The following is a 24,821-nucleotide window of genomic DNA, read 5'->3' as shown; positions in this document are numbered from 1 at the left end:
CCTCACCCCAAGCGCCGGCCAATCGCTGCTCGTGCTGCCGACCGTCGACGAGATGGGCGTGTCCACCGCCGGGTTCGGAGTGCTGATGACCGCCTCCGGTCGCGGCGATGCTGGGCGGCATGCTCTCCGCGCGCATCGGCGACCGGCTCGGCGTGCCGCCGATCCTGCTGCCGTCGATCGCCGCGACCTGCCCCCTGTTCTGGGTGATGAGCCGCACCTCCGCGCCGGTGCTGCTGGGCACCGCACCCGGCGTGAACGCGTTCCTGGGCCTGCTGGCCAACGTCCAGATGTCCGCCCTGCGCCAGCGCCTGGTGCCGCACACCCACCAGGGGCGGGTGGCGAGCGTCGGCGTGTTCGCCTCGTTCGGCTTCGCGATCCCGGGCGGCGCGCTGGGCGCGGGCTTCCTCGCCCGGTACACCGGCACCCGCACGGTGTACGCGCTGTGCGCGCTCATCGTCCTCGTCTTGGTACTCGCCGTGGCACGGACCATGCGCCCAGCGGCCGTCCGGAAGGCCATCACGCGACCCTCCCCGCACGCACCTTGACCGACAGGCGGAGACGAACCGGGATCAGTGGCGGTGTGCAGGGCGCAGAAGATGGTCCCCGGCTTTATCGGCGCTTCACGGGGTCAGGCAAGATTTCCGTGAGGACGATCACCGAGATTACAGCTTTGTGAGGGAGCGTCACCTAAGTCACGTGGTGTCGTGTGGTGAGCTCGTCGGTGTGCTGTTCTCGTACCGCAGCCCGGTGCCGGTGGAGCGGGTGTCCCTCACGGGCGGGACGGTCCATACTGCGGCCGGAACGCGTGATCACAGCGTGCCGTGTCCGGACTGCGCGACGGCGTCCCGCAGGGTGCACAGCGCCTACGCACGCCGGCCGGCCGACGGACCGTCAGGGGCCGGCCGGTGCTGATCCGGCTCAGGGTCCGCCGTTCGTACTGCGAAAACGCGCGGTGCCCGCGTCGTACCTTCCTCGAACAGGTCGACGGCCTGACGGTCCGATACGGGCGACGGGCCTCTGTGTGGTGCCGGGTGCTGGAGGCGATGGCGGTCGCCCCGGCCGGGCGGGCCGGAGCGCGTTTCGCGGAGGTCTGCACAGCGTGAACAGCCGCTCGACGCGCTGCGGCTGCTGATGGCCCTGTCCGCCCCGGCCCGGACGGCGCCGTGGGTCCCGGGCGTGGGCGACTTCGCGACCCGCCGCGGCCGGTACTACGGCACGGTGCTCGTCAACTGCGAGACCGGCCGGCCACTGGACCTGCTGCCCGGCCGGGACGCCGAGACCCTGGCCGCGTGGCTGCGCGCACACCCCGGCGCTGAGATCATCTGCCGGGACCGGGCCGGCGCCCACGCCGACGGCGCCCGCACCGGGGCGCCCCAGGCCGTCCAGGTCGCTCCCCAACTCCCACCAGCCGCGTATCACCGTGGGGTGCTGATGTCGACGAGTCCGGCTGTGCCCGTACGCGCGGGGTGCCCGGCCGGGGAGGGGCTGGCACCGCCGGGTCGGTGTGGGGTCAAGTGGTGGAGCATGAGCTCGAAGCCGTGACCCAGCCGGACGGGTGGAGCGGCCGCGCCGGCATCCTGATGTTCCGCAGTCGCCGGGCTGTTCCCCGAAGTCATCGCAGCCAAGTCGCGCTTCCTGTGCTTCCTGTTCTTCGTTCTGCAGGTCGGCTAGGAGGCCGGAGCGGCCGGCGGAGCATCAGGGTGATGCAGGCCCGGGTGATCAATGCTTCGCTCATCTCGGGCAGCCGTTCGGAGCGAGCGTCAGGGCGACGGCGATCTCACGCTGCTGCAGGGGTCCTCTCGGCCGCGGAACGGCGTTTCCAGTATGCGAGGGTCAGCACGCCTAGCAGTGGCCCCCACAGGGTCAGCGGCGCGTAGCAGAGGTAGAACCAAGCAGCTTCCCAGCCGCTGGCTTGGCTGGGGTAGTCGGCCGGCAGGTCGTCGCCTCGGATCGTGGTACCCCTGACCTCGGAGGCGATGAACAAAAGGGTGAACAGGAGGGTGAGGCTCGCGGCCCCGATGGTGGCCGGGAGGACGGCGGCCCTTCTCGGAACCCGGCGGCCGCGAAGGATCGGGATCCAGCGGGGGAACACCTCACCCCAGCGGGCGATCAGGCCGAACGCAGCGAACGCGAAGACTTCGGACAGAACCGACAGGAAGACGATGTACGCCCGTTCGCCGGGTCCCCGACCGTCGCCGAATGCGGCTGGGAGCCGCCAGATACTGGAAGGAAGGACGGCCAAGGGCACGGCGTAAGCCAGGAGCCGGATCCGTCGTGACACTCCGGCGACGGGCTCGTGGGCCGCCCGCCATGCGACGCGTAATCGTCCGGGGTGGGCGGGGGTGGGTTCTTTGGCGTGCTGGAGCTGCTGCATCGGCGGTCCTCGGCTTGGATGAACTGCTGTTCGGCCTGTGCAGTAATGAAGATCCCAGTCATGGGGGCTCCGAGCGTCGCTCCGAAGGCCGACTCGGCTCCGTCTGACGGCCGATGAAGCGGTGCGACCGGCGGATGACTGCAGTGCCCGCTTGCCGCATGACCAGTACGTTTCACCAAGAGCATCCCGACGCTGTCCCGGCAAGAGCCCCAGTGCCTCCGAATCTCATCAGCACCACACATCCATTGAGCAGGGAGCTTCGCGAACCCGTCGACAAGCGACGTCACTGCACCCTGATAAAGCCGGCTACGGCACATCCGGTCGGGCCCGGCCGGGTGCATGCGGGCGGAGCGGGCCGCAGGCTGAGGTTCTGGTGGCGAGGACCCTGGTCTTGGGTTTGGTGGGTTCTGGCCCAGGCGGGCCGGTCGGCCGTAGCGGCGCCCCCGTCCCCGTACCGGCTCGCCCAGCAGGTGCGGGGACATGCCGGGGACTCCTTCCCGTGCGGCGCGGACCGCCTCGGTGATCAGTTCCAGGCGGGTCGGGGCCCGCACCGCGGCCAGGACGTGGATGGCATCGGTGCGCTGCGTGGTGTGCTCGCGCACCAGACCGGCCTCCTTCAGGCGGGCGAGCGCGAGGTCGAGCAGGCGGTCGGCTCGACCTCGCGCTCGGTGGGACGGGCGCGGAGGTCGGCCGGCACGCTGTGGTGGACGCCGGGATCGTCCAGCTCCATGGCCATGGCGTAGGTGAAGCCGATGCGGCAGCGGTCCGCCCCGGCGGCCTGCCGGTCCGACAGGCCGAGCAGGAACCGCGGCACACAGACGGTGGCCGGCTGCGCGGGCGAGAGACCCGGCCGCCCCTCCCGCGGGCACCGGTCGGCGAAGTCCTCGTCACGCCACAGCCGTCCAGCCGGTCACGCGCCCATATCGCCGCCGTACCGCCTGGATCGCTCGCCCGCGCGACCCGCGCAGCCAGAGACGGGACCTGCTCACCGGAACGTGGGCGGAGGGACGACGGGCACCTCCGCAGCCGCATCGGACGGCGGAACCACCGAGCATGCCCGCTGCCCATGCCGCCGCACCGGGAAGCTCCAAGAGCTCCGACAGAGTCAAGCCGACAGACCGGACGGCCGCGATGAAGGATCCCTGACCGAAGGGCTCCAGCGTCTCAGCGGCCGACTTGCCGACGGACACCGCCTTTGGCCGCGGCCGACTGGGCGCGGGATGCGAAGCCGCTCTCGGCCGTACGGCTGCCCGGGTTCTTCGCACCGGCGGACTGCCCCCGCGACGCCGCGGCCGGACTCGTGCGCCGGCCCGCGCCGCTCTTCGACCCGCCGCCCTTTCCACTGCTGTGCTTGGCCACGATCCTCACCTCCTCCCCCCCAGCCTCCTCGGCTCCCGGCCGCGCGCAACGCGGCGACCGACCTGCGGGGCCGGTGCGCGCGCCCGGCAAGGTGCGGCACGCCGGGACCGCGCCCCCTTGCCTGGCGCGCACACGGGGTTCGGCAAGCGGGGCGGCAAGGGGCACTGTGGTATGGCGCGGGACAGCGCGGCCTACGGTGGCGCGGTAGTTCGCCCTGCGTCCTACGCGTGGCGCGTCCGCCGCTGAGCGCGCATTGTGGTGGCGCGGCAGGCGCGCCGCGGAGGCATGTCCGGGCCTACCCGACCGTCCTTGTCGGCTTCTCGTGACGGGCGTCATGACGCAGGGCAGCCGGCTCATGGTCCGCGACAGCCGCCCACCGTGTTCTGGGAACGCTCAGCGACAAGGTCCGCAGACAGCGTGGCCTTTCCCGCGGCCTGAGGTCAAAGGTCGGTGACGGTGATGTCGATGTCCACACTGCCGTCGTCGGAGGACAGGGTGTACCTGCCGTTGCCGGCGAAGTTCTTGGAGCCGCGGGCGAGGTAGTCGTCGCCGCTGAGCGCGTCGTACTCGTCGACGTAGGCGCCTACGCTCGCGATGTCGGACGAGGTGAACGGCAGGTTCATGGACGGCGCGGCGCTGGCGCGGGCCGGGGTGGAGAGGCCCTGGTTCTGCTGGGTCCAGATCCGGAAGGGCTGGCCGCTCTTGGTCTTCAGCTCGATCCAGCCGTAGGGGTTGGGGTTGTTCTCACCCGGGTTGTTGAAGGTGATCCTGAAGTCGGCGTGCGCCTTGACCTGCGGGTAGGGCGGCGTGGGGGTGGCGGCGGCGTACTCGGTGCCCTTGAGGCCGGGCCAGAAGTCGGAGATGTTGCGGGCGCCGGTGAGCGGTTTCCAGTCCTCGATGTCGAAGTGCAGGACCTTGTCGGCCTTGACGAAGTAGCACTCCCGTCGGCTGTTACCGCCCAGGGCCGAAGGCTCGACGACGTTGTAGACCACCGCGTCGATGTCCCGGGTGAACCCGGCCTCCTTCAGTCCCGGCCACCGGTCGGCGATGGGGTAGGGGCCGCCGCTCACCTTGTCCGCGCGGGGATCGTAGGTGATGTACTTGTCCCCCTTGAAGAAGATGTAGGTGTCCACGAAGATCTGCGCGAAGTCGCCCCGGTGGTCCAGGAACGCGGCGTCGATGTCCCGGTCGAACCCGACGTCCTTCATGCCCGGCCACCACTGGGCGATGCTGAGCGGACCGTAGATGATCTTCTCGTTGGCGAAGTCGTACCGGACGTACTGGTCGCCGCGGAAGATGTAGACGTAGTCCTTCTCGGTCGGGATCACCGGCACCGTCGAGATGACCGGCGGGTACGAGAAGGGGACCATCGCGTCGATGCCCTCGGCGAACTGCGTGTCGGCGAGGCCCGGCCATCCGGCGGCGATACTCCGAGGGCCGACGAACACGGTGTTGGAGGCGAGGCCGTAGGACAGGTACTGGCTGCCCAGGAACATATAGGTGTCCCATTTGATCTGGGAGCGGTTGAAGGCTGCCTGGATCGTCATCGATCCCTCCCGAGGGGCTCGGGGCCGGGCGTCCGGCACGGCCCGGCTGCCGTACCGCGCTGCCGCCGTCACCGCAGAACCTACGAGCGGCGACAGACCGCGTCCAGGGAAGCCGGGGTGCCGATCGCACCCCGACCGTGGGCCACGGCCCTTCTGCGGCGGGATGCGGCCACCGGCTCAGGCCGAACCACCGATGCCAGCCGCACGACACCCCAGGTCGCGCGAAGGCCCTGCGCGAAGCGGAAACTGATGTACCGGCAGCCTGCACAGCAAATATGTCCGATACCGACTGATACCGAACCTTCCACAGCCATTCCGGCACGCCACTGCCGTGACGGGGCACCCCCGCAAAGCAACTGCGTGACAGAGCCCAGCGCCGTAAGCCCGCCATGACCTGAACCACCCGAAGCACGCACGGCTTCACGGTCATCCCGATCCCGGCTGGACGCCGCAGGGGATCGCCACGGGCGCCGCGCTGATGACAGAGATTGGACAGTTCGGCGCCGGCGGCCGGGCGCTGTACGGGCCCCGGCCGGGGAGATACGGGCCGCTGGGACTGGGACGGCGACGCCTCCCGAGAACCGGATTGCCGCCGGGAGGGCCCCAGTGGCTGCGGCGCGGCTCTGCCCGACACGCCGTGGCGCGGTACTACCGACCTTCACGGCGTGGTGTCGCCCGGTGCGCACGTCCTGGCCTGCGGTGGAGGGCAACCGCCACGCGACATCACGCGGAGATCCTCAGTAGTACCGGTATGGGCTTACGGCGAGCCCGATGGGCCGGGGTGGTGGCGTGGGCGCGGCAGATTGCGAACGGCTGCGGGCCGGGGGACTGCACGCTGCGCCGGCTGCACTACCGCCTGGTCGCCGAGGGCGTGATCGCGAACCCGCCGCCGATGTACCGGCGGCTGTCGGCGCGGTGCGCCGAGGCCCGGCGCCGGGGCGACTTCCCGGACCTGGTCGAAACCCTGCGCGAGGTCCACGCCCCGCCTGCCTGGCCGGACGCGGACGCCTTCTTGGAGGAGAGGGGCGACCAGTTCGGCCTGGACCGGACGCAAGGCCAGCGGTGTGCGCCGTACCTGGCGGCCGAGAAGGACACCCTGCGCACGCTGATGACGGGCTGGGTCGGCGAGCTGGGCATTCCGGTCCTGGTGGTCCGCGGCTTCGGCTCCCAGTTCCACGTCGACGTCGTACGGGCCCGCGCGGCCAGCGACGTCCGGGAATACCGTCTTCTGGTGCTGGGGGACTGCGATGCCTCGGGGGAAGACAGCGAGCGGGACTTCCTGGCCCGCACCGGCTGCTGGAGCCGCACACGCCGCATCGCCCTGACCTACCAGCAGATGCGCGAGCGCGGCATGCTCCCGGCCGAGGCCAAGAAGGGGGACCCGCGGTGGCCGGCCTTCGCCCACCGCCACGCCCTGGACCCGATCAGCCGGTCCAGTGGGAAGCCGAAGCCCTCGCCCCGGCCGAGCTGCAGCGCCTGGTCCTGGATGCCGTCGCCCCCTACGTCGACCGCGCCGTCCTGGCCGAGGTGCTGCGCGAGGAGGCGCGCGTGCGGAGGGAGGTGGCCGCGCGCCTGGCGCACTGACCCGTGCTCCGTGCACCGGTGTCCCGCCCCCTGGGAGGTTGCACGGCCCGGGAGCGTGCCGGAGAGGTGAGGGACCAGGCTGCGCGACCGACGCTGTGGTTGGTCGGTTCGACCTTGCGCTTCGGTGGCCGTCCCTCCGGTTCGTCCCTTGCCCGGGGCTCGAAATCGCAGCCGGATGCAAGCGTCGTTGGACGTCGAAGAGGGACGGCCGCAGGTTGTAGGCGACATTGTCGTGGGACTGATCGACGATGCCGCTGCGGAGGCATGCGCATGCCGGCGGCGAGGTGTTCGAGGGCGTGGCGGCGCCGGTGGGCATTCGGGGCCGTCAGGCGGTACCTCGAAGGAAGTCACTTCCCCATTGATGTGTATTGCCAAATGCATACGTGGGGATGGAGAGGACCCGGAACATCAGATGAACAAAAACGGAGTGCCGCATGGGCAACTACCCAGAGGACAATTATGGCCAGATCGTCATCGGCTCGTACAACTGCCTGAAGCCCGACGCGCAGGTCGGCTACAAGGCCCCACCCACGATGACCCTCAGCCAGATGCCCTACTCGGACTACCTCAAGAACCCGATCCGGATCGTTGCGGCGTGGGACTACTACGTCACGCGGGCGCAGGTGGAGAAAGAGATCTCGCTCGACGACGCCTACCAACAGGTCAAGACCGCATTCAACGTGGACAAGAGCCAGATCAAGCAGGTGCACAACGACTGGCGGGAGAAAGCCCTCGGCTATGTGCCCCTCATTCCCTGGGAGACGTACGTCGGGACGTATGGGCCCTATGTGGCGGCCCTCATCTGCCGACGGTGGGACAACAAGGTGGGCTTCGTCGGGAAGCTGGTCGGGGTCGCACCCTTCGTGTGCGGAGCAAAGCCATTCCAGGGACCCATGGCCAAGGATTACGTCGACGAGGCCAGCGTCACCGTGTCGTCGCAGACACAGGAGGGTTGGGAGTTCGGCCTCACCGCCGAGGCCGGCATCGACTTCAAGGGTATGAGTGTCAAACGCACCGCCTCGTTCCGCTGGTCGAAGATCACCACCCACACCACCGAGGTCCGCAAAAGCCACAGCGAGGCCACCCACGTCGAGGAGAAGGAAAACCGGTGGGTCAAGCTCGACATCCGTGCCTGCTCCGGCGTCTACATGGGCTGGTTCGTCTACAACTCCTTCGAGAAGAACTCCAACGACTGGGGCATGTACCCGATGCTCGCTCCCGTCCACGCCCCCGGGTTCACCAGCCCAGTTGCCGAACACCAACTGCACGCGCCCGCCAGCCAGTACAACGAGGAGGAAACCGCGCTGCTCAACGACTACCACCGCGCTGAGGCGGAGTACGCCGCAGCAGCCGAGCAACGCGCCTCAGATGACGGTGACGTCCCCGACCAGGTGCGCGTACGCCTGGCAGCAGCCGAGGCGGAACGCATGCGTCTGCTTCCCGCCGTCGAGCTGCTCACGCGGTGACCACCGAAGCTGAGGCGCCTCCAGGGCGTGGTGAAGAAGAAGATCAAGACGGGTAGCTCCGTGCACCACACCTGTTGCATCCGCCCGGGCCCGACATGGCCCTCGGCGGTATTTAGCGGCCCGTCCCTGGCGCGGGGTCGAAGGGGTTGGGGTAGGGCGGCCATCTCCTCCACCCGTGTGATCACCGTGTGGCAATCGTCCAGAGCCCGGTGGCCGCCGCCCAGCGGCTGCCAGGTGTAGCTGCGCCAGTAGTGGTGCCAGGTGCCGTAGAAGGCGGCGTACTGTTCCATCGCGCACTCCTCCCACTGCTGTGCGTCCAGCCATGCCTGTGCGGCCGGGTGTCGCCTGTCGCCGTGCCGGGGGTGCTTGGTCAGGTCCACCGTGTGCCGGGCGCGGTGGTGCAGATGGAGTTCCCACAGCAGCCGGCCGGTGTCGTACTCCCGGTTGTAGATCACGATCCTCCGTCCGGCGAGGGCCTCGGTGAGGCGGGGGAGGATCGTGGAGAAGGAGGGGGCGTCGGCCACCATGGCGTCGGTGATGCCGTGCAGCGCCGTTGCCTCGGCCGGGATCGGCTCGCCGGGATTGACGAGCGTGTTGAGCAGCACCTTCCCGGATGCCGTGGTGACGGCGATCTCCACGATGCGTGACGTTGCGGTCAGGCCGGTCGTCTCGGTGTCCACGATCGCGTACGCCTCCGGCTCGGCCAGGATCTTCTGCGCCCACGCGAGGGTGGGCCCCAGGTCGTTCCAGCGTTCACGGTCCGCCTGTCGCTGTGCCTCCGCCCGCTCCTGGTCGATCTCCTCCCAGCACGGAGTGCAGTGCCAGTCGGCCATGGCGCGCTCCCGCTCGCCCATGGCGGCCCACACCGCGAGCGGGACCAGCTGCACCAGGCACCGTCGGCACGAGTGGTCCACCAGCGACCGCGCCACCTTCCGGCCGCGTTCGAGGCGCTCGTCGCAGGCCAGGCACAGCCCGCCGCTGAAGCCCCGCAGCGGCGCCGGACGGCGGAAGACCGTGCCGCACACCTGGCACGTACGCCGCCGCAGCTTGGCCGCCTGCCGCTGCTGGCGGTCCCGGCACGGCCGGCACGTCCCCCACACCGGGCAGCTGAACACCTCGCCGCACGCCGTGCAGGTGCGCCGCTGCTGCATCTGCCGGCGCTGCAGAGCCGACAGGGGCCGCATCCTCGCCGACTGCTCCGGATCCCATAGTGCGACCCGGTCCCCGTACCAGCGCGTGGAGATGTACGCGGCCGGGCGCTGTCCCGGGGCGGGCTTGCGCCGCCCCCGGCGCAGCTGGGTCTTCGTCCGCAGGAAGGCTGGCGCCCGCCCGCTGTCGTACACCGGCACTCCGCCCACGACCTTCAGCGGCTCGCCCCGGGCCACCCGGTCCGGATCGATGTCCCGGTCGCCCTGCCCGACCGCCGACGCGGTCAATACCTCGCTCACGGCTACTCCCTTCGGCCTAACAACCGCCAAGCGAAACGAACGTGACATAACGCCTGAAAAAACGTCAAGAGCCACGAACAGTAGGCAAGTTGGGCGTATGCGCTTAAAACTGCGCCCGCGTACGCGAGGCAAAAATTCATCCGTTCGGGCCGTCGGCACACTGCTCGTCGCCCGTGGCGAACCGGCCTCGGCGAACCCGCCTCGGCGTCATCGCTCCCGCTGACGTACTGGCCCCTCAAGCCACCAGAGGAGCCGTAGGTGACCGGGTACAGCAGGAGGCCGCGCCCTCCTGGACGACCTGGACCCCTGAGCGGGGGTCAGCGCACCCGGCGCGCGGCCACCTCGCGTCGGGTGCGCTGACCCTCGCTTCGCAGTGCCGCCGGGCAGTGCCGCCGGAGAGCGATGACATTCGCCTCCGGCCCCGGAGGGCTTCCCGTCGGGCGGGCACCTGAGAAGAAAGTCGGGCCGCTGCTCCCGCCCGGCGGAACGCCCTGCTGATCGGCCGTTGTGGCAGGTCAGGGCTGTGTGGCGTGGTCTGTGTGACAGTGGATATCAGGGTTGTCCGGGCCGGTCAGATGTACCGCTATTGCCTGCGCGAGACCGTGGTTGGCGATGGGCGACGCCCGGCGCGTACGGCGTTGCGCGCCGCTCAGGAGCAGGCCGGGGTTCCGGCGGGGCGCTGGATGGGCCGAGGCTTGGCCGTGCTCGGACTCGCGTCGGGTGAGGAAGTCACCGAGGCGCAGTTGCGGAACCTGTTCGGGGAGCGGGGCCGGCACCCGGACGCGGACCGGATCGAGGCCGACCGGCTCGCCGAGGGGGCGTCGGCGAAGGAGGCGTTCAAGGCCGGCGCCCTGGGACGCCGCGTGACGGTCACGGGTGTCGACTTGGTCTTCCGGCCGCAGCCGACGATCTCCCTGTTGTGGGCGCTGGGGGATGAGGAGACCCGTCTGTTGATCGAGGCCGCGCACGAGGACGCGGTCGGGCGGGTGCTGGAGTGGGTCGAGGACGAGGTGGCGGTGATCCGGTACGGCAAGGACGGGATCTACCGGGTGCGGCCGCCCGGCGGCCTGGTCGCCGCCCGCTTCCGCCACTACGAGGCCCGCTCCGGCCGGCCTTTGCTCCATGACCATGTGCTGCTGTCCGTGAAGGGGCAGCGGCTGGACGGAAAGTGGGGTTCGATCCACACCACGGCCCTGCACGAGCACACGGTGGCCGCCTCCGCGCTCTACAACGAGCTGGTGATGGCCGGGGTGTGCGAGGCGCTGGGGCTGGCTTCCGAGCCGCGCACCGTCACCCCGGGGCGCCGGCCCGTCATGGAGGTCGCCGGGGTGCCGCACGAGCTGATCCGCTGGACCGCGCGGCGTGGCGATCAGATCGCTGCCTGCCGGGCCGAGCTGGAGCACGAGTACGTCACCGCCCTCGACGACGACGGCGAGCCGCGGTTCCTGCCGGTGGTCTCGGAGCGGGCCCGCGCCAAGCTGAACCGGATCGCCGCCCGCAAGACCCGCCCGCCCAAGCGGAAGACCCGCCCGCTCGCCCAGCTGCGCGCGTGGTGGAAGGCGAGCGCGATCCTCACCTCCGGGGTGGCCGCCGACGTCATCACCTCCCTCCTGGAGCGCGCCCGCGCCGCGGCGGCCGCCATCCGGGCCCGGGTCGCCGCCGTGGTCGACATCGCGCTGGCGGCCGTCGACGTCGTCGCGATGGTGTTCGTGATGAGCGACGGCGGCCGCTTCCACCGCCGGCACCTGCTCGCCGAGGCCCGCCGCCACCTCGCTCTCGTCCTGCGCGGCCGCCCCCGTGCCCCCGGCCTGGATGACCGGATTGTGGCCGCCGCCATCGCCGCGCACTGTGTGGACATCAGCGAGCCGACGAGCGTGCGCGGCCTGGAGGCCGGCTACCGCCTCTACACCGCCCGCTGGTCCCTGGCCGACCTCCCCGCCCGCCGCCGCCCACCCGCGCCCGACCCGGACCGGCACCCCTCGGCCGACTCCGGCGCGCCGGCCGCGCCCCGGCCCCCGGGGCAGGACGCGGGGGAGTGGGAGGTCCCCCGTCTCCCGCTCCAGTACGAGCGGGCCGTTCTCGCGGGCGCGGTGGTGCGGGAGAAGCTGCGCACCACCGCCACCGCCACCGCCGTGCGGGGCCGGGCGTACGACATCGCCCGGCACCAGCAGGCGGCGATGCCCGAGCAGCTGCTCCCGCCCCCGGCCGCCGTCCCCGGGCACGACGGCCAGGAGCCGGAAGCCGAACCCCGGGAGGCGATCGGTCTGACGGCGCTGCGGGCCCTGCGGGAATCCCGCACGGACGTGGAAGCCCTCGACCTCACGGCAGAGCGGCTGCGCCGTCTCCAGGACGCGTTCGCCACGGCGGCCGACGCCTCCCGTGCCCGCGCGGACCGCTACGCCGAACAGGACGACGACGCCGACGCGGTGCCCCCGGCGCGCCCGGACGGCCAGCAGGCGCACCGCCCGCAGCAACCCGGACCGCACCGCGGCCGGGAGGCCGGCCACTGAGTGGCCCCGATGGCGCGCGCACTCGGTGCGGTGGTGCGCACCGACGATGCCCCGCGTCTACTCCACCGAGTGGAGTCCGCCGTCCGGGAGTGGACGCCACCGTGTTCGGCATCCACTTCACTGAGTGGAGCCCACCGGGTGGAGCCCACCGGGTGGAGCCCACCGAGTGGAAGTGGAAGTGGACGCCATCGACGGGAGTGGGGGCGCGCCTCCACCTGGTGTGTTTCTCCTTGACCTGAGCTCAGGTCAAGGAGAAACACACCGCCTCCACCCGGGCCCACTCCACCGTGCCACCGTCCACCCGGGCCCACTCACCGCACCGCGTCCACCCGGTGCGCGCCACTCCCGCGCACCGAGTGGACGCGCACCGGATGGACGATGGTGCCCACGGGATGGGCGCACCACCGCACCGGTGCGCGCCCACCCAGTGCGGTGGCGCGGTCAGCGGTCAGCCGGAGTGCGCCGCGTGCGCCAGCACCAGGTGCTCGTCGCGCATCGCTTCCAGGGTGTCGGCGGTGTCCGGGTAGTCGGGGTCGGGGATGAGGTTCGCCGTGAACCGGATGATGCTGCGGGCGATGCCGGGCACTGCCGTGGTGGGGGATTCCCGCGCCCAGTCCCGCAGCGCGGACAGCAGCACGCACCCGACCTCGTCCAGCGCGAAGGAGTCCGCGCACGGATCGGTGGTCTGCCCGTCGACGGCCGTGACGGGCCAGAGGATGTCCTCGGCCAGCCGCAGCAGGACGAACGCCAGCTCCGCTTCCGCCCGCCCGGCGACAGCGGCGCCGCCACCCATCTGCAGCGCCAGGAGGTAGTCGAAGCCCCGCTCCACCTGCTCGGGCAGCAGCGGCGTACGGGGCGGGATCAGGTACGGCATGAAGCTCTCCTCACGATGACCGCCGTGCGACTCACGGCGTCGTTCTCGTATGGTCGGCGGGCGGGCCTGTGGACAGAGGAACGGAGAGCTCTCCCCCCTAACTCGAACCGGACGAATCGGTACCGCAAGGGGCAAACCCAGCCCCCTTGGCCGGCCTGGTCGGCCCGACCGCGAACCCGACCGCGCCCCCTTGCCCCGGTCTGCTACCGCCCCGGCCACCGCCGCGTTTCCCCTTGACCACGCCCACTCCCGGCCGCCGTCAGACCGCGGTCAAGGGGGCCGGCTGCACGCTGCTCCTCGATCACCGCCCCACCCCGGGGCGGCCCGAAGCGAAGGAGCCCGCGATGACCACCCACCGACCCCCGGCAGACGCCCGGCACGCCCACCCCGACCACGGGCCCGACCAGCACCGGGCAAGCCACCCCGGCCTCCTGCGGCGCGCACTGGGGACGCCACTGGGAGACCCACTTTGGTGCCCGGCACCGCACGGGACGGAAAACCCGCAGGCCACCCCGCCGATACGGCCGCGCGCCACGCTGTCACAACCCTCTTCTCCCCTCGTGCCCTTCCTCGTGAGGCCCGCAGGGGAGGAGAGCACCGGATCCCGGGAAGCCCGGACGCCCTCACGGGCCGGGCGCGGCCGACAGCGGCGGCGAGCCGGCGGCCAGCCGTGCGTGACGAGGGAGCAGAGCTGATGGCGGGGAAGGGGAAACAGAAGACGAACCCGGCGGGATCGACGAACGCCTTGCGCGGCGACGTGCTGCGCGTGCTGGGGGTGCTGAAGGTCGCGACCGTCGACCAGATCCAGCGGATCGCGGCCCCGCACCTGAGCTACCGGCACACCGACAAGCCGACGCCCTCGAAGCGGAAGCAGGCCCGCACCGCCTCGCACACCGGCGCACTGTCCGATCTGCGCAAGCACGGCCTGGCGGAGAACGGCGGGCAGACCCCGCGCGGGGACACGCTGCGCAACCTGACCCCCATGGGCCTGAAAGCGGCCTCCTACGAACTGGGACGCCCGGTGGGGGAGATGGGCACCCCGCCCGCGGCGCGGGCCGCACCGGCGCCTCCCACCCGATGACGGTCAACGAAGCCGTAATCGCCCTGCTGCGCCCGAAGCCGGACCTGTCCCGGCTCGCCGGTGAGCCGGCCGACGTCCGCGCCGCCGCGCAGGCCGCCGTGGATGCGCCGGACGGGCTGGGCACCCTCGCCTCCTACGCGACGGAGGTGGCGCTGCCCGCGACCGGCACCTGGTCCACCCCGGGCAGGGGCGGCGCCCAGGCGGACCTCGTCCTCACCGCGCCCGAGGACGGGGTGCCGCTGCTGTTCGTGGAGGTCGACAACTGCTTCGAGTCCGCGCCGGTCCTCGCCGCGAGGATCGAGAGGTACATGCGGTTTTGCCAGCGCACGGTGAAGGACGTCGACGGTCGGGAGCGGCCGATGTGGCGCACCCGCTGGTGGGCACCCGACGCACGGCACGCCGATGCCCCGCACCCGCCGCTGCTGCTCGTCTTCAACCGCCTCGGCCCGCGCAACCCCCACACCGTCAGCGCGCAGCTGGCCGAACTGACCCAGCGGCAATGGAAGGGCACCGCCCACGACGGCTTCCACCTATACGACGGCAAGCTCCCCATCGTGGTCACCAGCATGGAGCTGCTGAAGAAGCACGGCCCGGCCGGGGCGGTCTTCCGGCGCTTCGGCCGCCCGCACAACCAACCCCTCCGGGAAGCGATCGGCAACCCCCGCCGCGACGCCCACGATGCCCGCCGGCGAGCCGAGGACGAGGCCCGGCAGCGGGAGCACCAGGAGCAGCTGCGGCGCGCGGCCGCGCAGCAGCGGGCCGAGCGGGAGGTCCGCCGTCCGGTGTGCACCGGCTGCGGCACCCGGTTCACCGACGAACGGTGGAAGGCGGCCGAGAGCCACCCGCGGCAGGTGGGGCGGTGGCACCCGACGTTGTGCGGCGCCTGCGAGGAGCGGGCCGTCGTGGCCGAGCAGCAGGCCGGACGGGCGCACCAGGAGCAGGTCCCGAGGGCGCCCGAACAGAGGACCGGCGGCTGGCTTTCGCGCTTCCGTACATGAGCCGGGTGCCCTTGCCTTGTGGCGCTGGCACGTCGTGGTGGTCCTGGACAAGCAGCCCTGTCAGTGGTCAGCGCAACAATGGCGCGGTGCGGTGTGCACGGAAGGACGAGTGGAACAGGAGATGCCCATGGCAGAAGACCACGGCTACGTTGTTGCCGGCCGAGACCTCCGCCCCCTCCGGAACATCGCCTCTCGACCCGATCCGGCGCGATGAGATCTTCCCGGGTGCCTGGCCCCCCAATCAGGGGGCCGCACCGCACACGGGCGGGGCTGTACGGACTCGTCCGCGCGGCCCCGCCCGTTCTTCATATGTAAACAGCCCTGCGGGCCCTACTGGCCTGAGCCGAGTCTTGATCGGCGAGCAGCCGTTCGGATCGCCTGCGCGTACGGGGCATCGAAGGCGCGTGTCTTCGGATCGAGGTCGTGGAAGGGAACCAGGGCCTCGTGGGTGTCGTCCACCGACTGCATCCATGCGGACCAGGCATTGTGGACGTCTTCGTCGGTGACCTGCTCCCCCTTGGCTTGTAGGAGCACGGCGTAGATGCGGAACAGATCGTCAGAGTTCGCAGGAGGCTCAGCGTCCGGGGGGAGACAGGACCGGATCAGATGGGCGAGGGGATCGAGGTAGGTCACACGGTCAGTGTGCCCACAAACAGGATCAGGTGCGCCACCGCGAACACCTGGGGAACGATGCGTTCGGACGTGCCGAGCTCGGCGTAGCGCTTGCGCCAGCCGGGGATCGGATCGTTCTTCAGGGCCTCCCACTCATCAGCGAAGATCTGCGCCGGAAGCTGTTCCTCCAGCTTGTTGATGACCTTGAACTTGGCGCTGTTCAGGTCGCGGTAGCTGCGGAGCTGCAACCACCACGTGGCGGACAAAGTGATGCCGGCCAAGGACACGGCCAGGGACACCCACCAGGGAGACTCGGAAAGCTTGGGAATGCCGAAGCCGACCAGCGTGACCAGCGCGGACTGAATGGACAGGAAGAAAGCGTTGGCGGTTCCCCGGCGGGCGGAGACACGGTCGGCCATCTCGACGGCGAGCTTGTAGAGCTCAAGCACCTCCGGCCGCAGGCCCGGCTCAGGAGGATTGGTCACCGCGCCCCGCCGACGAGCCGCTCGAGGTTGACCCACGTCCACTCGTAGACCTTGTCCGTGGTCCTGGCCGTGGTCGGCTTCTTCCCGGTCTGGCCGTTGTAGCCGTTCAGCAGGAAGTAGTCGATGCCCTCCTCCTGGGCCATCTTCAGCTCTATTCCCACACCGACAGCCGCGTCGGTGTGCTCACCGCAGATCACGATGACGAGGTCCGAGGCCCGGATCCGGGCACGGGCCTTGACCTTCCAGTCCGGGGACGCCTCCTTGATCGACCAGTCATGAATCACGAAGGGCGAACCCTCGTTCCTGGCCTGCCCGATCAAGAAATCCTTCAAGATCTTGTCGTAGTCGTAGTCGAAACTGACGAAGACGCGCTTCGGCATGACGCTCCTTGCTCCAAGTGGTGGGTGTGTCTTGGGCATCGTAGGGGGACGCACTGACAATCCCCTTCGACGAGAACGCCGGCCGAAGCCTCGTTCCGGGAGCGCTCTGTCACACGAGGCCGGAGCGTGCCTCTCGTTGTCTCCCGGACCTGGCCGCCCCAGCACGAGTGAGGCACGCACGGATCTTCCGCCCAGCCCCACCCCTGTGCGGAAGGGGGCGAGCGGGACCGGACGAATCACCCTGACCAGCCCCACTGTTCGTCCGTACGCCGCCACACCCACCGCATCCTGACCGCGGACAACTCCTCCACCCGCTCCGGCCGCCTCGCCCCGTTCTGCCTGGGGAATCACTTCCCGCACCGGACCGGAGCAAGGAGACTTCCCGGTGGCCTTGTCTGTCGTACCCGTCAGGGGTGCTTCTGGTCGGTGCGCTGCTGTGTGGCGATGGCGGTGAACGCCTCCAAGCCGCTCTTGGGGTGCATGTACACATAGCGTTCGGCGGCGTGGACTTGCAGGAGGTTGAGTCGGTCGACGAGGGCTTGGGGCACGGTGCGCATGAGGTTTTTCGGGCCTGCGGCCAGCAGATGCTTCGGGCCGATGGGAAGGACGAGGGCCTGGGCGTCGCCGATGGCCATGCCGTACGTGATGGTGGTCTCTTCCATGTGTACGGTCAGTGCCGGGTTGTCGCCCAGCAGGAACTGGCCGGCCTCGGGCGTGAGTATCTCCAGGTGCCAGGCCGACGCCATCTTCCGCACCTTGGAGAAGACTTTTTCGATGCTGGTGCGGAAGAGCTTGCCGCTCTGGTGGTCGTGGACGACCGAGGACCGTTGTATGAGGCGCTCGGCGAAGGCGCTCAGGGCACCGGGGCCGGACAGATGCAGACCCGTCTCGCGCAGCGCTTCGCGGCGCAACTCTTCCGGGAACGTGCTGATCAGCTCGTCGGCCAGGCCCGCGCGGGTCCGTTCGAAGGCGTCGGTGTGCACCTCGTGGTAGTGGCGGGAGCGCACGTAGTGAAGTGCCATCAGGTCGCATAGCACCGTCACGTGGAGAGGGTCGGCGAACGGAGTGCCGGCGTGCACGGCGGAAAGGGCCGCAGGAGTACGTCGTTCCACGGAACCCCACAGCTCTTCGGCGGATGCGGAGTCGAACGCCACGAAGTCCTCGGCCCAGCCGCATGCCCGTGGGCTCCTCAGTTTGTGCAGACGCCCGGGGTTGTCCAGGTCGAAGGGAAGCAGTTGCCAGCCGCTGCCCTTGGGGCCGGGCATGGCGAACTGCTTGAGCAGGACCTGAGAGACGAGGTGCTGCCGCGATGTCTGCTGTACCGTTCCCACACCCCGGATTCTGCCAAGTGTTCCTCTCCAACCGCTAAGAGGTTGTGGTGGCTCACGATCTCCTACCGTTGCGGAACTACGGAACGCCGGAGGCCACGTACCCGCGCCCTGGCGACCTGCGCCACTGGGCCTGGTCCGGCCGCCGGTGCTCTGCGCCCGCTGCGCGATCCGGACGCGCCCGAACTGGACAAGGACGGCACGGACTGACCGGATCAGGAGGTGCGCGCGCCGATCAGCTTGTGGGCCGCGGCCTTGGTCCCGGGTGTTCGTGGCAGCCGGGGCCGCCGCGGCGGACGACGGCCTGCCCCTGCGGCTGAAGCCCGCGCGGGTCCCCCGGCCGGGCGACCCGCTCACTCCCGAGGACATTGAGCTGCACGGGCGGCTGACCGCCGAGCGCTTCGCGCTCACCGAAGCCGATCGCGAGGAGACGTACCCATGATCCATCACCCCACCGGATGAAGGGCGGCGCTCTCCTGCTCGGCGCAGCCGAATCTGGTCTGTCCGGCCCTTACGGCACCCGGCCTGATGATGATGCCCGGGAAACGCTCTGATCGAGTACGGCAACCGCTATTACGACGCGGGCCCGTGGGGCGTTCCAGCGCTCGATCCTGACCTTTCGGCCGATACGCAGAGCCGTCACCATGACCGCTAGCGGCCCCAGGTTCAGGAACAGGAACTGTCCGCACGACGCGTGCTGACCCAGATTCTCTTCCCCGCGTTGCCCGCCGGCGGCCCGGTGCCAAGGCCGCTCAGACCCCGCTGAACGACCTGACGCACCACTGGCCTGGATACCTGAGCCGCTTAGGGTCAGGAGGCCAGGCCACAGCCCTACTGCACAGTCTCGAATTCATGATCAGGAACGAAATCGAACAGGAGCCGAGCCGTCGGCACAGCCGTTGCCAGGTCCCTGGCAACGCGTTCGAGGAGGCTGATGACCCGGATCATGGCGTGGCTGGTGCCGTTGATTGCCCCACCCTCATGGACCAACAGACCGCGGCACTTTTGGATGTTGTCCAAGACACGCTGCAGACGCTCTCGGGCCTCCTCGTGGTCGAGAGTCCTTCGAGACAGGCCGCGCATGACTTTCTGCAGGTCGGACTCACATGCGTCCACGAAGTCAGAAACCACCTCGGGCACATCAAGCTCCCACTGGATCTCCCCCAACACGTCCAGCACTCGATTCAAGTGCGCCAGGAACAAGTCCACATCGTTGTTACCAGCCGCAACACCTGTTGCCACCTGCACGTCATGCTCCCACGTGCCTTGCTTCCTCTGCGCCAGCTCTTCCTCGATGTTCTCGGGAACAACGACCGTTCGGAAAATGGCTGCGAGACGCGCGTCGAGAGCAACCGGGTCTTCTAGATCCCTCAGTATTGCCGCGTCGGCGGCAGCCAACAGCTCATCGAGAGCCTCATCGGCTTCGTCACGGGAAAGCGAGGTTCCATCGAAGTACATGGTCATCGCCCACCTCCCAGTCCCAGAATTTTTCGCAACGATGTGCGCGCGCGGGCATATGCCGCCCGGACGGCTTCAGTGCTCAGGTTGAGTTCTTGAGCGACCTCCGCATGAGAGAAACCATCGAGATGCCAGGCCATGACCTGGCGCTGCCGCACCGGCAGTGCCAGTAGAGCCGCCCGGACGCGCTGTTCTCCGTCTCGGACAAGGGCACGGGCTAGGGGTGCGTCCTCTCCGGCATCTCCCGCATGGTCCGGAACCGAATCCACGGGTGTGTCTTTTTGCAGATGACCTGCCCGTTTGAGGTATGTCCAGTAGGCGACCCTGCGCAACCAGGCTGCGGGGTGTTCGATCGTCGGCCACTGCTGCCATGCAACAGTGAATGCAACCTGTGTTGCTTCAGTGGCTTCGTGCTGATTAGCACCTTGGCGTATCACGAAACGAGCGACAGCATCGAAGTTGCCCCTGAAGAACCGCGCAAAGTCCGTGCGGTCCTGACTACTGAGAGGTGTATCGGGCCTGGCACGCTCCGTGAGCGGACCCTCAGAAGGAGCGAGGTCTCCAAGAGCAAGGGCAGATGGCTCCACCTGCACTCGCCGCGTTTGCATCCCATTGACAATTTGGGAGTGCTCGAAGCCCACGAGGGTGACCGTGACGTGCTCCCCGTCTGAACTGAAGAATTCGACGGCTGTCACAGCCACCCCTTCGAACTGCTTCCCACCTCGATGAGCACATCGCCCTCCCGCTTCTGCGTCATCCGGCTTCCAGGCGGGAGGGCGCGAACGCGGTTGCTGAGTTCCTGTTCGCGGAGCTGGGCGAGCCGCACTTGAGTGCGTCCACGCAGCCACACGTACACCAGACGCGTCGCCCCCGCGATGATCGACGCCGCAAGGACGTACACCACGACCACCGGGTCCATCGAACCTCCGAAGCCAAGTGCAGCGCCGAGCGCGCCGCGTTCCATCAGTAGTGCAATGAACCCCCTTCGGCGTGACGTCCAACTGGCGTGACGTACAACACACTTACAGCTGGCTCGCCAGTACGCACGGAAGACCACACCTGACGCGGCCCCCTCCCAGAACAACAGATCATTCCCACTTGGTAGTGTCGCGGTTGTTGCGGTGCCCAGATCATCCTTGCCATGGCGGAGGGCGTCGATCGGTGACCGTCCGGCTGGATGTGCTCAGGCGGCGAGCTTCGCGCGCAACCGTTCCTCCAGGCGGGCGCGGTGCTGCTCCACGAACGCCTCCAGGTGCTCGATGTACCCCTGGCGTTCCTCGGTGCGCACCGCGCTCAGCGCGACGTCCAGGAGCTCCCCGTCCGGCCAGTGCCGCGTCCCTGGCGCGGCCAGGGCCCACGGGAAGCGTTCCGCGGCCGCCAGGACGTCCTTCGCTTCCAGCGCCGGAGCTGGGCCCGGTTCCTCCACCGGTTCCTCCACCGAATCCTCCTACGGGGCGGGGGAAGCGGGTTGCTGGAGGTGGGCGAGGAGCATGGCGCTGGACGCGGCGCGCCCCCGCCCCGTGGTGGCGGTGGTGTCGGCGATGCGCAGCAGGTAGCTGGCGACGTCGCGGACCCCGGCGAACCAGCCGTCCTCAAAGGACGGCTCGGACCCGTGCGGGGGGCTGCTCTCGGAGATCCAGGTGTGGGCGCCGGCGACCGCCCCGGCCTCCAGCTTCGCCACGATGTCGTCGGCCTGCTCGTGTCCGATGCCGACGGCGGCCAGGGCCTGGAAGACCGTGAACCGCGCCGCCGTGGCCTCGTGCTGGTGGTGGCTGATGCGGGCCAGCTCCTGGCCGTACGCGTCAGTGTCGTGCTGCTCGGGGCTCACGCGGTGCCTCCCTGGTCTGTGTGGGTGCGGTGGACGGCCTGGTCCGGATCGCGTACGGGCGCGGGCGCCGGCGTCGCGGTGGCCGGGGCGCGCATGATGCGGCGGCTGGTGCGCGGCGCGGTGACGGCGTGGGCCAGGACGGCGACGGCCTGCCGCCCGGCGCCGCCCCGTGCCCACGCCCCGGTGAAGCGGACCTGATCGGCCGCCCAGTTGCCCAAGCGCCGCCACGGACGCAGTCGCCCGAGCAGATAGCCGGCCGCGAGTGCGACGACGGCGGTGACGACGACGTCCACCATCAGGACCACCGCATCCCGATCGCGGACAGCAGCTCCGCCCGCTCCGGGGACAGCGTCGCGGCTCGGCTGCGCTGGTTGCCGATCCATGCCCCGAGTCGGAGCTCCCGCTCCTCCTGGTCCTCGCCGACGACGATCCGTTCGATGTGCTTCCTCGGCACCCGTAGGTGTCCCTCGCGCTCGTAGAACTGCTTGGCGGCCTGGTAGTTCATGGCCCATTTGTCGGCCTGCGTACGGCGCGGCGTGGGCTTCTCGTTCTCGGCCGCGGGCTCGATCCCGAGGATGTGCTCGCACATCCATTGCTGTGCGGTGGTGAGCTGGTCCCAGCCGTGCCGGACCGTGCGCACCCACCGCCCCAGATCCTCGCCCTGGTGCAGGACGTCGCCGGGCTCGGTCGGTAGCGGGCGGCCGGCCTCCAGGTGGAGCCGGACGAGGTGGAAGGCGCGCTGCCACTCCACCGGCCAGGCCGGGCACCACGACGGGTCGATGTCCTCCAGCTGCTCGCGCCGCTCCGCCGACATGGCTCCGGCCGACGACTCCACCGGCAGACCTTCGGCACGCCGCTGCTCGATCTCGGCGGCCTTGCGGGCGGCGGCCCGCGCGTTCTTCAGCCAGATGCCCACCTTGTAGCCCTGGAAGGTGGCGTCCAGCGGGGCCAGGAGGTGCCCGTTCTCGGCGGCCCATCCGCGGGCCGCCGCGAGACCCTCCTCCCACGCGACGTCGAAGTGTGACCAGATCATGCCCAGCTTCTCCAGCTGTGCGATGCGGTCCTCGTCCATGTCGCCGCGGGCGTAGAAGCGCCGGGCATCGGCGATCCACTGCCCCAGGGGGAAGTCGGTGAGCGAGGCCGGCCACCCCTCGGCCCCCACCACTTGGTCCTCCTCGCCGGGCACGCGGTAGGTGAACGGCACTTTCAGGTCGCCGTGAAGCCGGTTGTAGATCACGGCGGCCTCCACCCCACGCCGCCAGTGCTCGTGCTCGGGGTTGAGGACCCGCAGGTTGATGAACGCGGCCAGCTGCGCCGGGTCGCGCGGCACGGAGAACTTCAGCAGCTTCCGCGCGGGCGCCGACGGGCCGCCGGACCCGGTTCCCTCGCCCCGGCTCTCCTGGCCCTGCGCGGCCTTCTGGGCGGGCTTGTAGCGGCTGGGGGCCTGCTGCTCGGCGAGCTGCTCCACCACCCGGGCATCGTGCGCCCGCAGCGCTTCCAGCAGCTTCGCCAGCCCGCCGAACGCCCTGGAGGTCAACATGTTGTCCGCCGTCTCGCCCGGCCCGAGCAGCACCGGCACCACCAGGCTGGCCACCTTTCCCTCGCCCGGCTGCATCCGCAGCGCGCGGCCGACGGCCTGGACGAGGTCGGGCATCGAGCCGCGCACGTCGGACCAGTACACAGAGTCACAGTTTTTCGTGTCGACGCCCTCTCCCAGCACCTTCACCGAGCCCAGGAAGCTCTTCTCCACGACCGTGCCGTCCGTGGCGATCCCGGACGCGAATTCGCCCAGCACCCGGCGTCGGCGGCCCGGTTTGTGCTCGCCGCACAGCCAGTCGGCCCAGATCGTCTTCGGGTACAGCCCGGGATCGGCGGCGTGCAGCTGCGCGGCGACGTCGGGGAGGCCGGCCGCGAACGCCTCGGCCTCCTTCACGACGTGGTGGAAGACCAGCGTGCGCCGGAAGCCCTCCTCCGACGACGCCTTCACCAACGCCGTCTGGAGAGCGGCGAGCCGGGCCCCGCGGACCTCATCCGAACGGCTCTCGGCGCCCAGGAGCTGCGCGGCCTGGAGCTGGGTGTCGGTGATGTCCACGCACACCACCTGGTACGGCGCGCAGATCCCCCGGTCGATCGCCTCCGACAGCGTCAGCGTGAACGCCCTGCTGCCGAACGGCCCGTCCGGGTCGTCCCCCATGCTCGCCACCAGCTCACCCGGCGCGCCCTCGGCATCCTCGTCCAGCTGCCACAGGCGGGGCGTGGCCGTCATGTAGAGGCGGCGCAGGGACGGGATGCGGGTGTTGTCGTGGACGACCGCCCACGGCTTGCCCAGCCGCCCCGACGTCCGGTGCGCCTCGTCGACCACGATCAGGTCCCAGCCTGGGAGGCCGGCCTGGTGCGCGCGCTCCAGCGTGCCGAGCCCGAGGGAGGCGTACGTGGCGAACACGGTGACCTTGTCGAACGGCCGTACCCAGTCGACCAGTTCCTCCACGTCCGTGGTGTTGGGGAAGGTCACGTCCTCGCCCCGCAGGGACGAGACCCCGATCACGGGGCCCGTACGGCCTGCCTCGCGCCATGCGGCCTCGGTCTGGGTGAGCAGGTCCAGCGAGGGAACGAGCACCAGCACCCGGCCCGCACGGAGCTTCTCCGCGCTGCGGGCCGCGACCCGGGTCTTGCCGGACCCGGTGGCCATGATCACCTGAGTCCGGATCCCCCTCTCGGGCGCAAGCGACCGTGCAGGCAATTCGAGGGCACGGACAACCGCATCAATGGCTTCCTGCTGCGCCGCCTCACGCTGATCGGTTCGGCTTGTGGTCGACATATCCGTCTGCCTTCTCCTGTCCTCTCGGTGGGGCTGGAAACGGGAAATCTGCACGTAGATGGCGTGTGATCGGCTGCGGTGAACCTCACCGGAACCCGGTCACAGCCTCGATCCAGTAGCGGAGGAGCGTGATCGAGAACCGATCCAGACTCCTCAGTGGTGGTGCCGTCTGAGTCCAGAGTCTATCTCGTGCTTCAAAGTGAATCACTCGGAACGCGAAAGTCCCTCGAACGTGGCTGAATTCTGTTACTGTCGCCTTATGGGCACCCCAGAAAGCAGCCTGACGGGCTGTCAATACAGCCCCGCGCCCCCTGGTCCAGCCTCTCCCCGCCCCCTGTAGCCAGCCGGGCCGCAAGGCCCATGGGTGGGCCGCGCGGAGCGTGGCACACCCTGCTCTGCATGGCGCGACCAGGCTGGTAGCGGCAGCGCCCTGGGGGTGGCTGGAGCGCAGCGAAGGCCACCGGTCGGCCGGAGGCCGACCCCGGCCCGCACCGCGGGCCGGATATCTCTGCCCTTGGCGGGTCGCGCGCAGCGCGTGCCCGCCTGGCGGTGAGCGAAGCGAGCCGCGCCGCGCACGCGGCGCGGGCGCGGCCCCCGCGCGCCGCGCGGCGGCGCGGGCTCGGCAGAGCACACCTCGGAACACCCCGCCCCAGTATGCCCAACGCGGGTTG

The 24,821-nt window shown here is 70.0% G+C and carries 23 protein-coding genes; 7 read left to right on the top strand and 16 right to left on the bottom strand.

The window, feature by feature from the left end:
• Positions 1 to 119: 119 nt before the first annotated feature.
• Both ABZX96_RS23515 and ABZX96_RS23510 read left to right on the top strand, forming a co-directional pair.
• Positions 120 to 545: a hypothetical protein gene (locus ABZX96_RS23515; protein ID WP_355547677.1), complete on the top strand. Its 426-nt coding sequence runs from the start codon at positions 120 to 122 to the stop codon at positions 543 to 545.
• A gap of 631 nt (positions 546 to 1,176) precedes the next feature.
• On the top strand, positions 1,177 to 1,542 hold the full coding sequence (locus ABZX96_RS23510; protein ID WP_355547674.1) for a transposase: 366 nt from the start codon (positions 1,177 to 1,179) through the stop codon (positions 1,540 to 1,542).
• A 235-nt stretch (positions 1,543 to 1,777) separates the two neighbouring features.
• Here the strand turns inward: ABZX96_RS23510 and ABZX96_RS23505 are convergent, their stop codons facing one another.
• From ABZX96_RS23505 to ABZX96_RS23495, 3 genes are all read right to left on the bottom strand, one after another.
• A complete protein-coding gene (locus tag ABZX96_RS23505) occupies positions 1,778 to 2,374 on the bottom strand; it encodes a hypothetical protein (RefSeq protein WP_355547671.1) in 597 nt (198 codons plus the stop codon).
• Positions 2,375 to 2,990: 616 nt separating this feature from the next.
• The gene (locus ABZX96_RS23500) at positions 2,991 to 3,188 is read right to left on the bottom strand and encodes a hypothetical protein (protein ID WP_355547668.1); all 198 of its coding nucleotides are present in this window, start codon (positions 3,186 to 3,188) and stop codon (positions 2,991 to 2,993) included.
• A gap of 985 nt (positions 3,189 to 4,173) precedes the next feature.
• On the bottom strand, positions 4,174 to 5,280 hold the full coding sequence (locus ABZX96_RS23495; protein WP_355547665.1) for a hemopexin repeat-containing protein: 1,107 nt from the start codon (positions 5,278 to 5,280) through the stop codon (positions 4,174 to 4,176).
• 751 nt (positions 5,281 to 6,031) lie between these two features.
• Between ABZX96_RS23495 and ABZX96_RS23490 the strand changes: the two genes are divergently transcribed.
• Positions 6,032 to 6,934, top strand: a complete 903-nt coding sequence (locus ABZX96_RS23490) for a hypothetical protein (RefSeq protein ID WP_355547662.1) — start codon at positions 6,032 to 6,034, stop codon at positions 6,932 to 6,934.
• Positions 6,935 to 8,179: 1,245 nt separating this feature from the next.
• Here ABZX96_RS23490 and ABZX96_RS23485 read toward each other — a convergent pair.
• On the bottom strand, positions 8,180 to 9,778 hold the full coding sequence (locus tag ABZX96_RS23485; RefSeq protein WP_355547659.1) for a 3'-5' exonuclease: 1,599 nt from the start codon (positions 9,776 to 9,778) through the stop codon (positions 8,180 to 8,182).
• A 530-nt stretch (positions 9,779 to 10,308) separates the two neighbouring features.
• Here ABZX96_RS23485 and mobF point away from each other — a divergent pair.
• On the top strand, positions 10,309 to 12,288 hold the full coding sequence (gene mobF, locus ABZX96_RS23480; RefSeq protein ID WP_355547657.1) for a MobF family relaxase: 1,980 nt from the start codon (positions 10,309 to 10,311) through the stop codon (positions 12,286 to 12,288).
• Positions 12,289 to 12,736: 448 nt separating this feature from the next.
• Here mobF and ABZX96_RS23475 read toward each other — a convergent pair whose 3' ends face one another.
• The gene (locus ABZX96_RS23475; RefSeq protein WP_355547655.1) at positions 12,737 to 13,162 is read right to left on the bottom strand and encodes a hypothetical protein; all 426 of its coding nucleotides are present in this window, start codon (positions 13,160 to 13,162) and stop codon (positions 12,737 to 12,739) included.
• Between the two features lie 694 nt (positions 13,163 to 13,856).
• On the opposite strand from ABZX96_RS23475, the gene ABZX96_RS23470 reads away from it, so the two are divergent.
• Both ABZX96_RS23470 and ABZX96_RS23465 read left to right on the top strand, forming a co-directional pair.
• Positions 13,857 to 14,243, top strand: a complete 387-nt coding sequence (locus ABZX96_RS23470; RefSeq protein ID WP_355547652.1) for a hypothetical protein — start codon at positions 13,857 to 13,859, stop codon at positions 14,241 to 14,243.
• Complete coding sequence (locus ABZX96_RS23465) at positions 14,240 to 15,241, top strand: hypothetical protein (RefSeq protein ID WP_355547649.1); 1,002 nt, start codon at positions 14,240 to 14,242, stop codon at positions 15,239 to 15,241. The genes ABZX96_RS23470 and ABZX96_RS23465 overlap by 4 nt, the downstream gene beginning before the upstream one ends.
• Positions 15,242 to 15,571: 330 nt before the next feature.
• Here the strand turns inward: ABZX96_RS23465 and ABZX96_RS23460 are convergent, their stop codons facing one another.
• From ABZX96_RS23460 to ABZX96_RS23445, 4 genes are all read right to left on the bottom strand, one after another.
• Positions 15,572 to 15,874, bottom strand: a complete 303-nt coding sequence (locus tag ABZX96_RS23460) for a hypothetical protein (protein ID WP_355547646.1) — start codon at positions 15,872 to 15,874, stop codon at positions 15,572 to 15,574.
• A complete protein-coding gene (locus ABZX96_RS23455) occupies positions 15,871 to 16,338 on the bottom strand; it encodes a hypothetical protein (RefSeq protein WP_355547643.1) in 468 nt (155 codons plus the stop codon). The genes ABZX96_RS23460 and ABZX96_RS23455 overlap by 4 nt, the downstream gene beginning before the upstream one ends.
• Positions 16,335 to 16,718 (bottom strand): hypothetical protein, encoded by a 384-nt coding sequence (locus ABZX96_RS23450; protein WP_355547640.1) that lies wholly within the window; start codon positions 16,716 to 16,718, stop codon positions 16,335 to 16,337. The genes ABZX96_RS23455 and ABZX96_RS23450 overlap by 4 nt, the downstream gene beginning before the upstream one ends.
• Positions 16,719 to 17,125: 407 nt before the next feature.
• The gene (locus ABZX96_RS23445) at positions 17,126 to 18,049 is read right to left on the bottom strand and encodes a DUF4238 domain-containing protein (RefSeq protein ID WP_355547638.1); all 924 of its coding nucleotides are present in this window, start codon (positions 18,047 to 18,049) and stop codon (positions 17,126 to 17,128) included.
• A 268-nt stretch (positions 18,050 to 18,317) separates the two neighbouring features.
• Here ABZX96_RS23445 and ABZX96_RS23440 point away from each other — a divergent pair, with 268 nt between their 5' ends.
• Positions 18,318 to 18,488: a hypothetical protein gene (locus ABZX96_RS23440; RefSeq protein WP_355547635.1), complete on the top strand. Its 171-nt coding sequence runs from the start codon at positions 18,318 to 18,320 to the stop codon at positions 18,486 to 18,488.
• Between the two features lie 389 nt (positions 18,489 to 18,877).
• On the opposite strand, the gene ABZX96_RS23435 is transcribed toward ABZX96_RS23440, so the two are convergent.
• From ABZX96_RS23435 to ABZX96_RS23405, 7 genes are all read right to left on the bottom strand, one after another.
• Positions 18,878 to 19,510, bottom strand: a complete 633-nt coding sequence (locus ABZX96_RS23435) for a hypothetical protein (protein WP_355547633.1) — start codon at positions 19,508 to 19,510, stop codon at positions 18,878 to 18,880.
• Positions 19,507 to 20,199: a sigma-70 family RNA polymerase sigma factor gene (locus tag ABZX96_RS23430; RefSeq protein WP_355547630.1), complete on the bottom strand. Its 693-nt coding sequence runs from the start codon at positions 20,197 to 20,199 to the stop codon at positions 19,507 to 19,509. Before ABZX96_RS23430 ends, ABZX96_RS23435 begins: the two co-directional genes overlap by 4 nt.
• Positions 20,196 to 20,423: a hypothetical protein gene (locus tag ABZX96_RS23425; RefSeq protein WP_355547628.1), complete on the bottom strand. Its 228-nt coding sequence runs from the start codon at positions 20,421 to 20,423 to the stop codon at positions 20,196 to 20,198. Before ABZX96_RS23425 ends, ABZX96_RS23430 begins: the two co-directional genes overlap by 4 nt.
• A 264-nt stretch (positions 20,424 to 20,687) precedes the next feature.
• Positions 20,688 to 20,942, bottom strand: a complete 255-nt coding sequence (locus tag ABZX96_RS23420) for a hypothetical protein (RefSeq protein WP_355547625.1) — start codon at positions 20,940 to 20,942, stop codon at positions 20,688 to 20,690.
• A 9-nt stretch (positions 20,943 to 20,951) separates the two neighbouring features.
• Complete coding sequence (locus tag ABZX96_RS23415; protein ID WP_355547622.1) at positions 20,952 to 21,332, bottom strand: hypothetical protein; 381 nt, start codon at positions 21,330 to 21,332, stop codon at positions 20,952 to 20,954.
• Positions 21,329 to 21,628 carry a hypothetical protein gene (locus ABZX96_RS23410; protein ID WP_355547619.1) on the bottom strand — a complete coding sequence of 100 codons (300 nt, stop codon included), beginning with the start codon at positions 21,626 to 21,628 and terminating at the stop codon, positions 21,329 to 21,331. Before ABZX96_RS23410 ends, ABZX96_RS23415 begins: the two co-directional genes overlap by 4 nt.
• Complete coding sequence (locus tag ABZX96_RS23405) at positions 21,628 to 24,150, bottom strand: Helicase associated domain protein (protein WP_355547616.1); 2,523 nt, start codon at positions 24,148 to 24,150, stop codon at positions 21,628 to 21,630. The genes ABZX96_RS23410 and ABZX96_RS23405 overlap by 1 nt, the downstream gene beginning before the upstream one ends.
• Positions 24,151 to 24,821 lie beyond the last annotated feature (671 nt).

The sequence above is a fragment of the Streptomyces sp. NPDC003077 genome (assembly GCF_040611095.1).
In the GTDB taxonomy this organism is placed as follows: Bacteria; Actinomycetota; Actinomycetes; order Streptomycetales; family Streptomycetaceae; genus Streptomyces.
The sequence above is the reverse complement of the archived record's forward strand: the minus strand, read 5'-3'. Positions and strand labels throughout refer to the sequence as shown.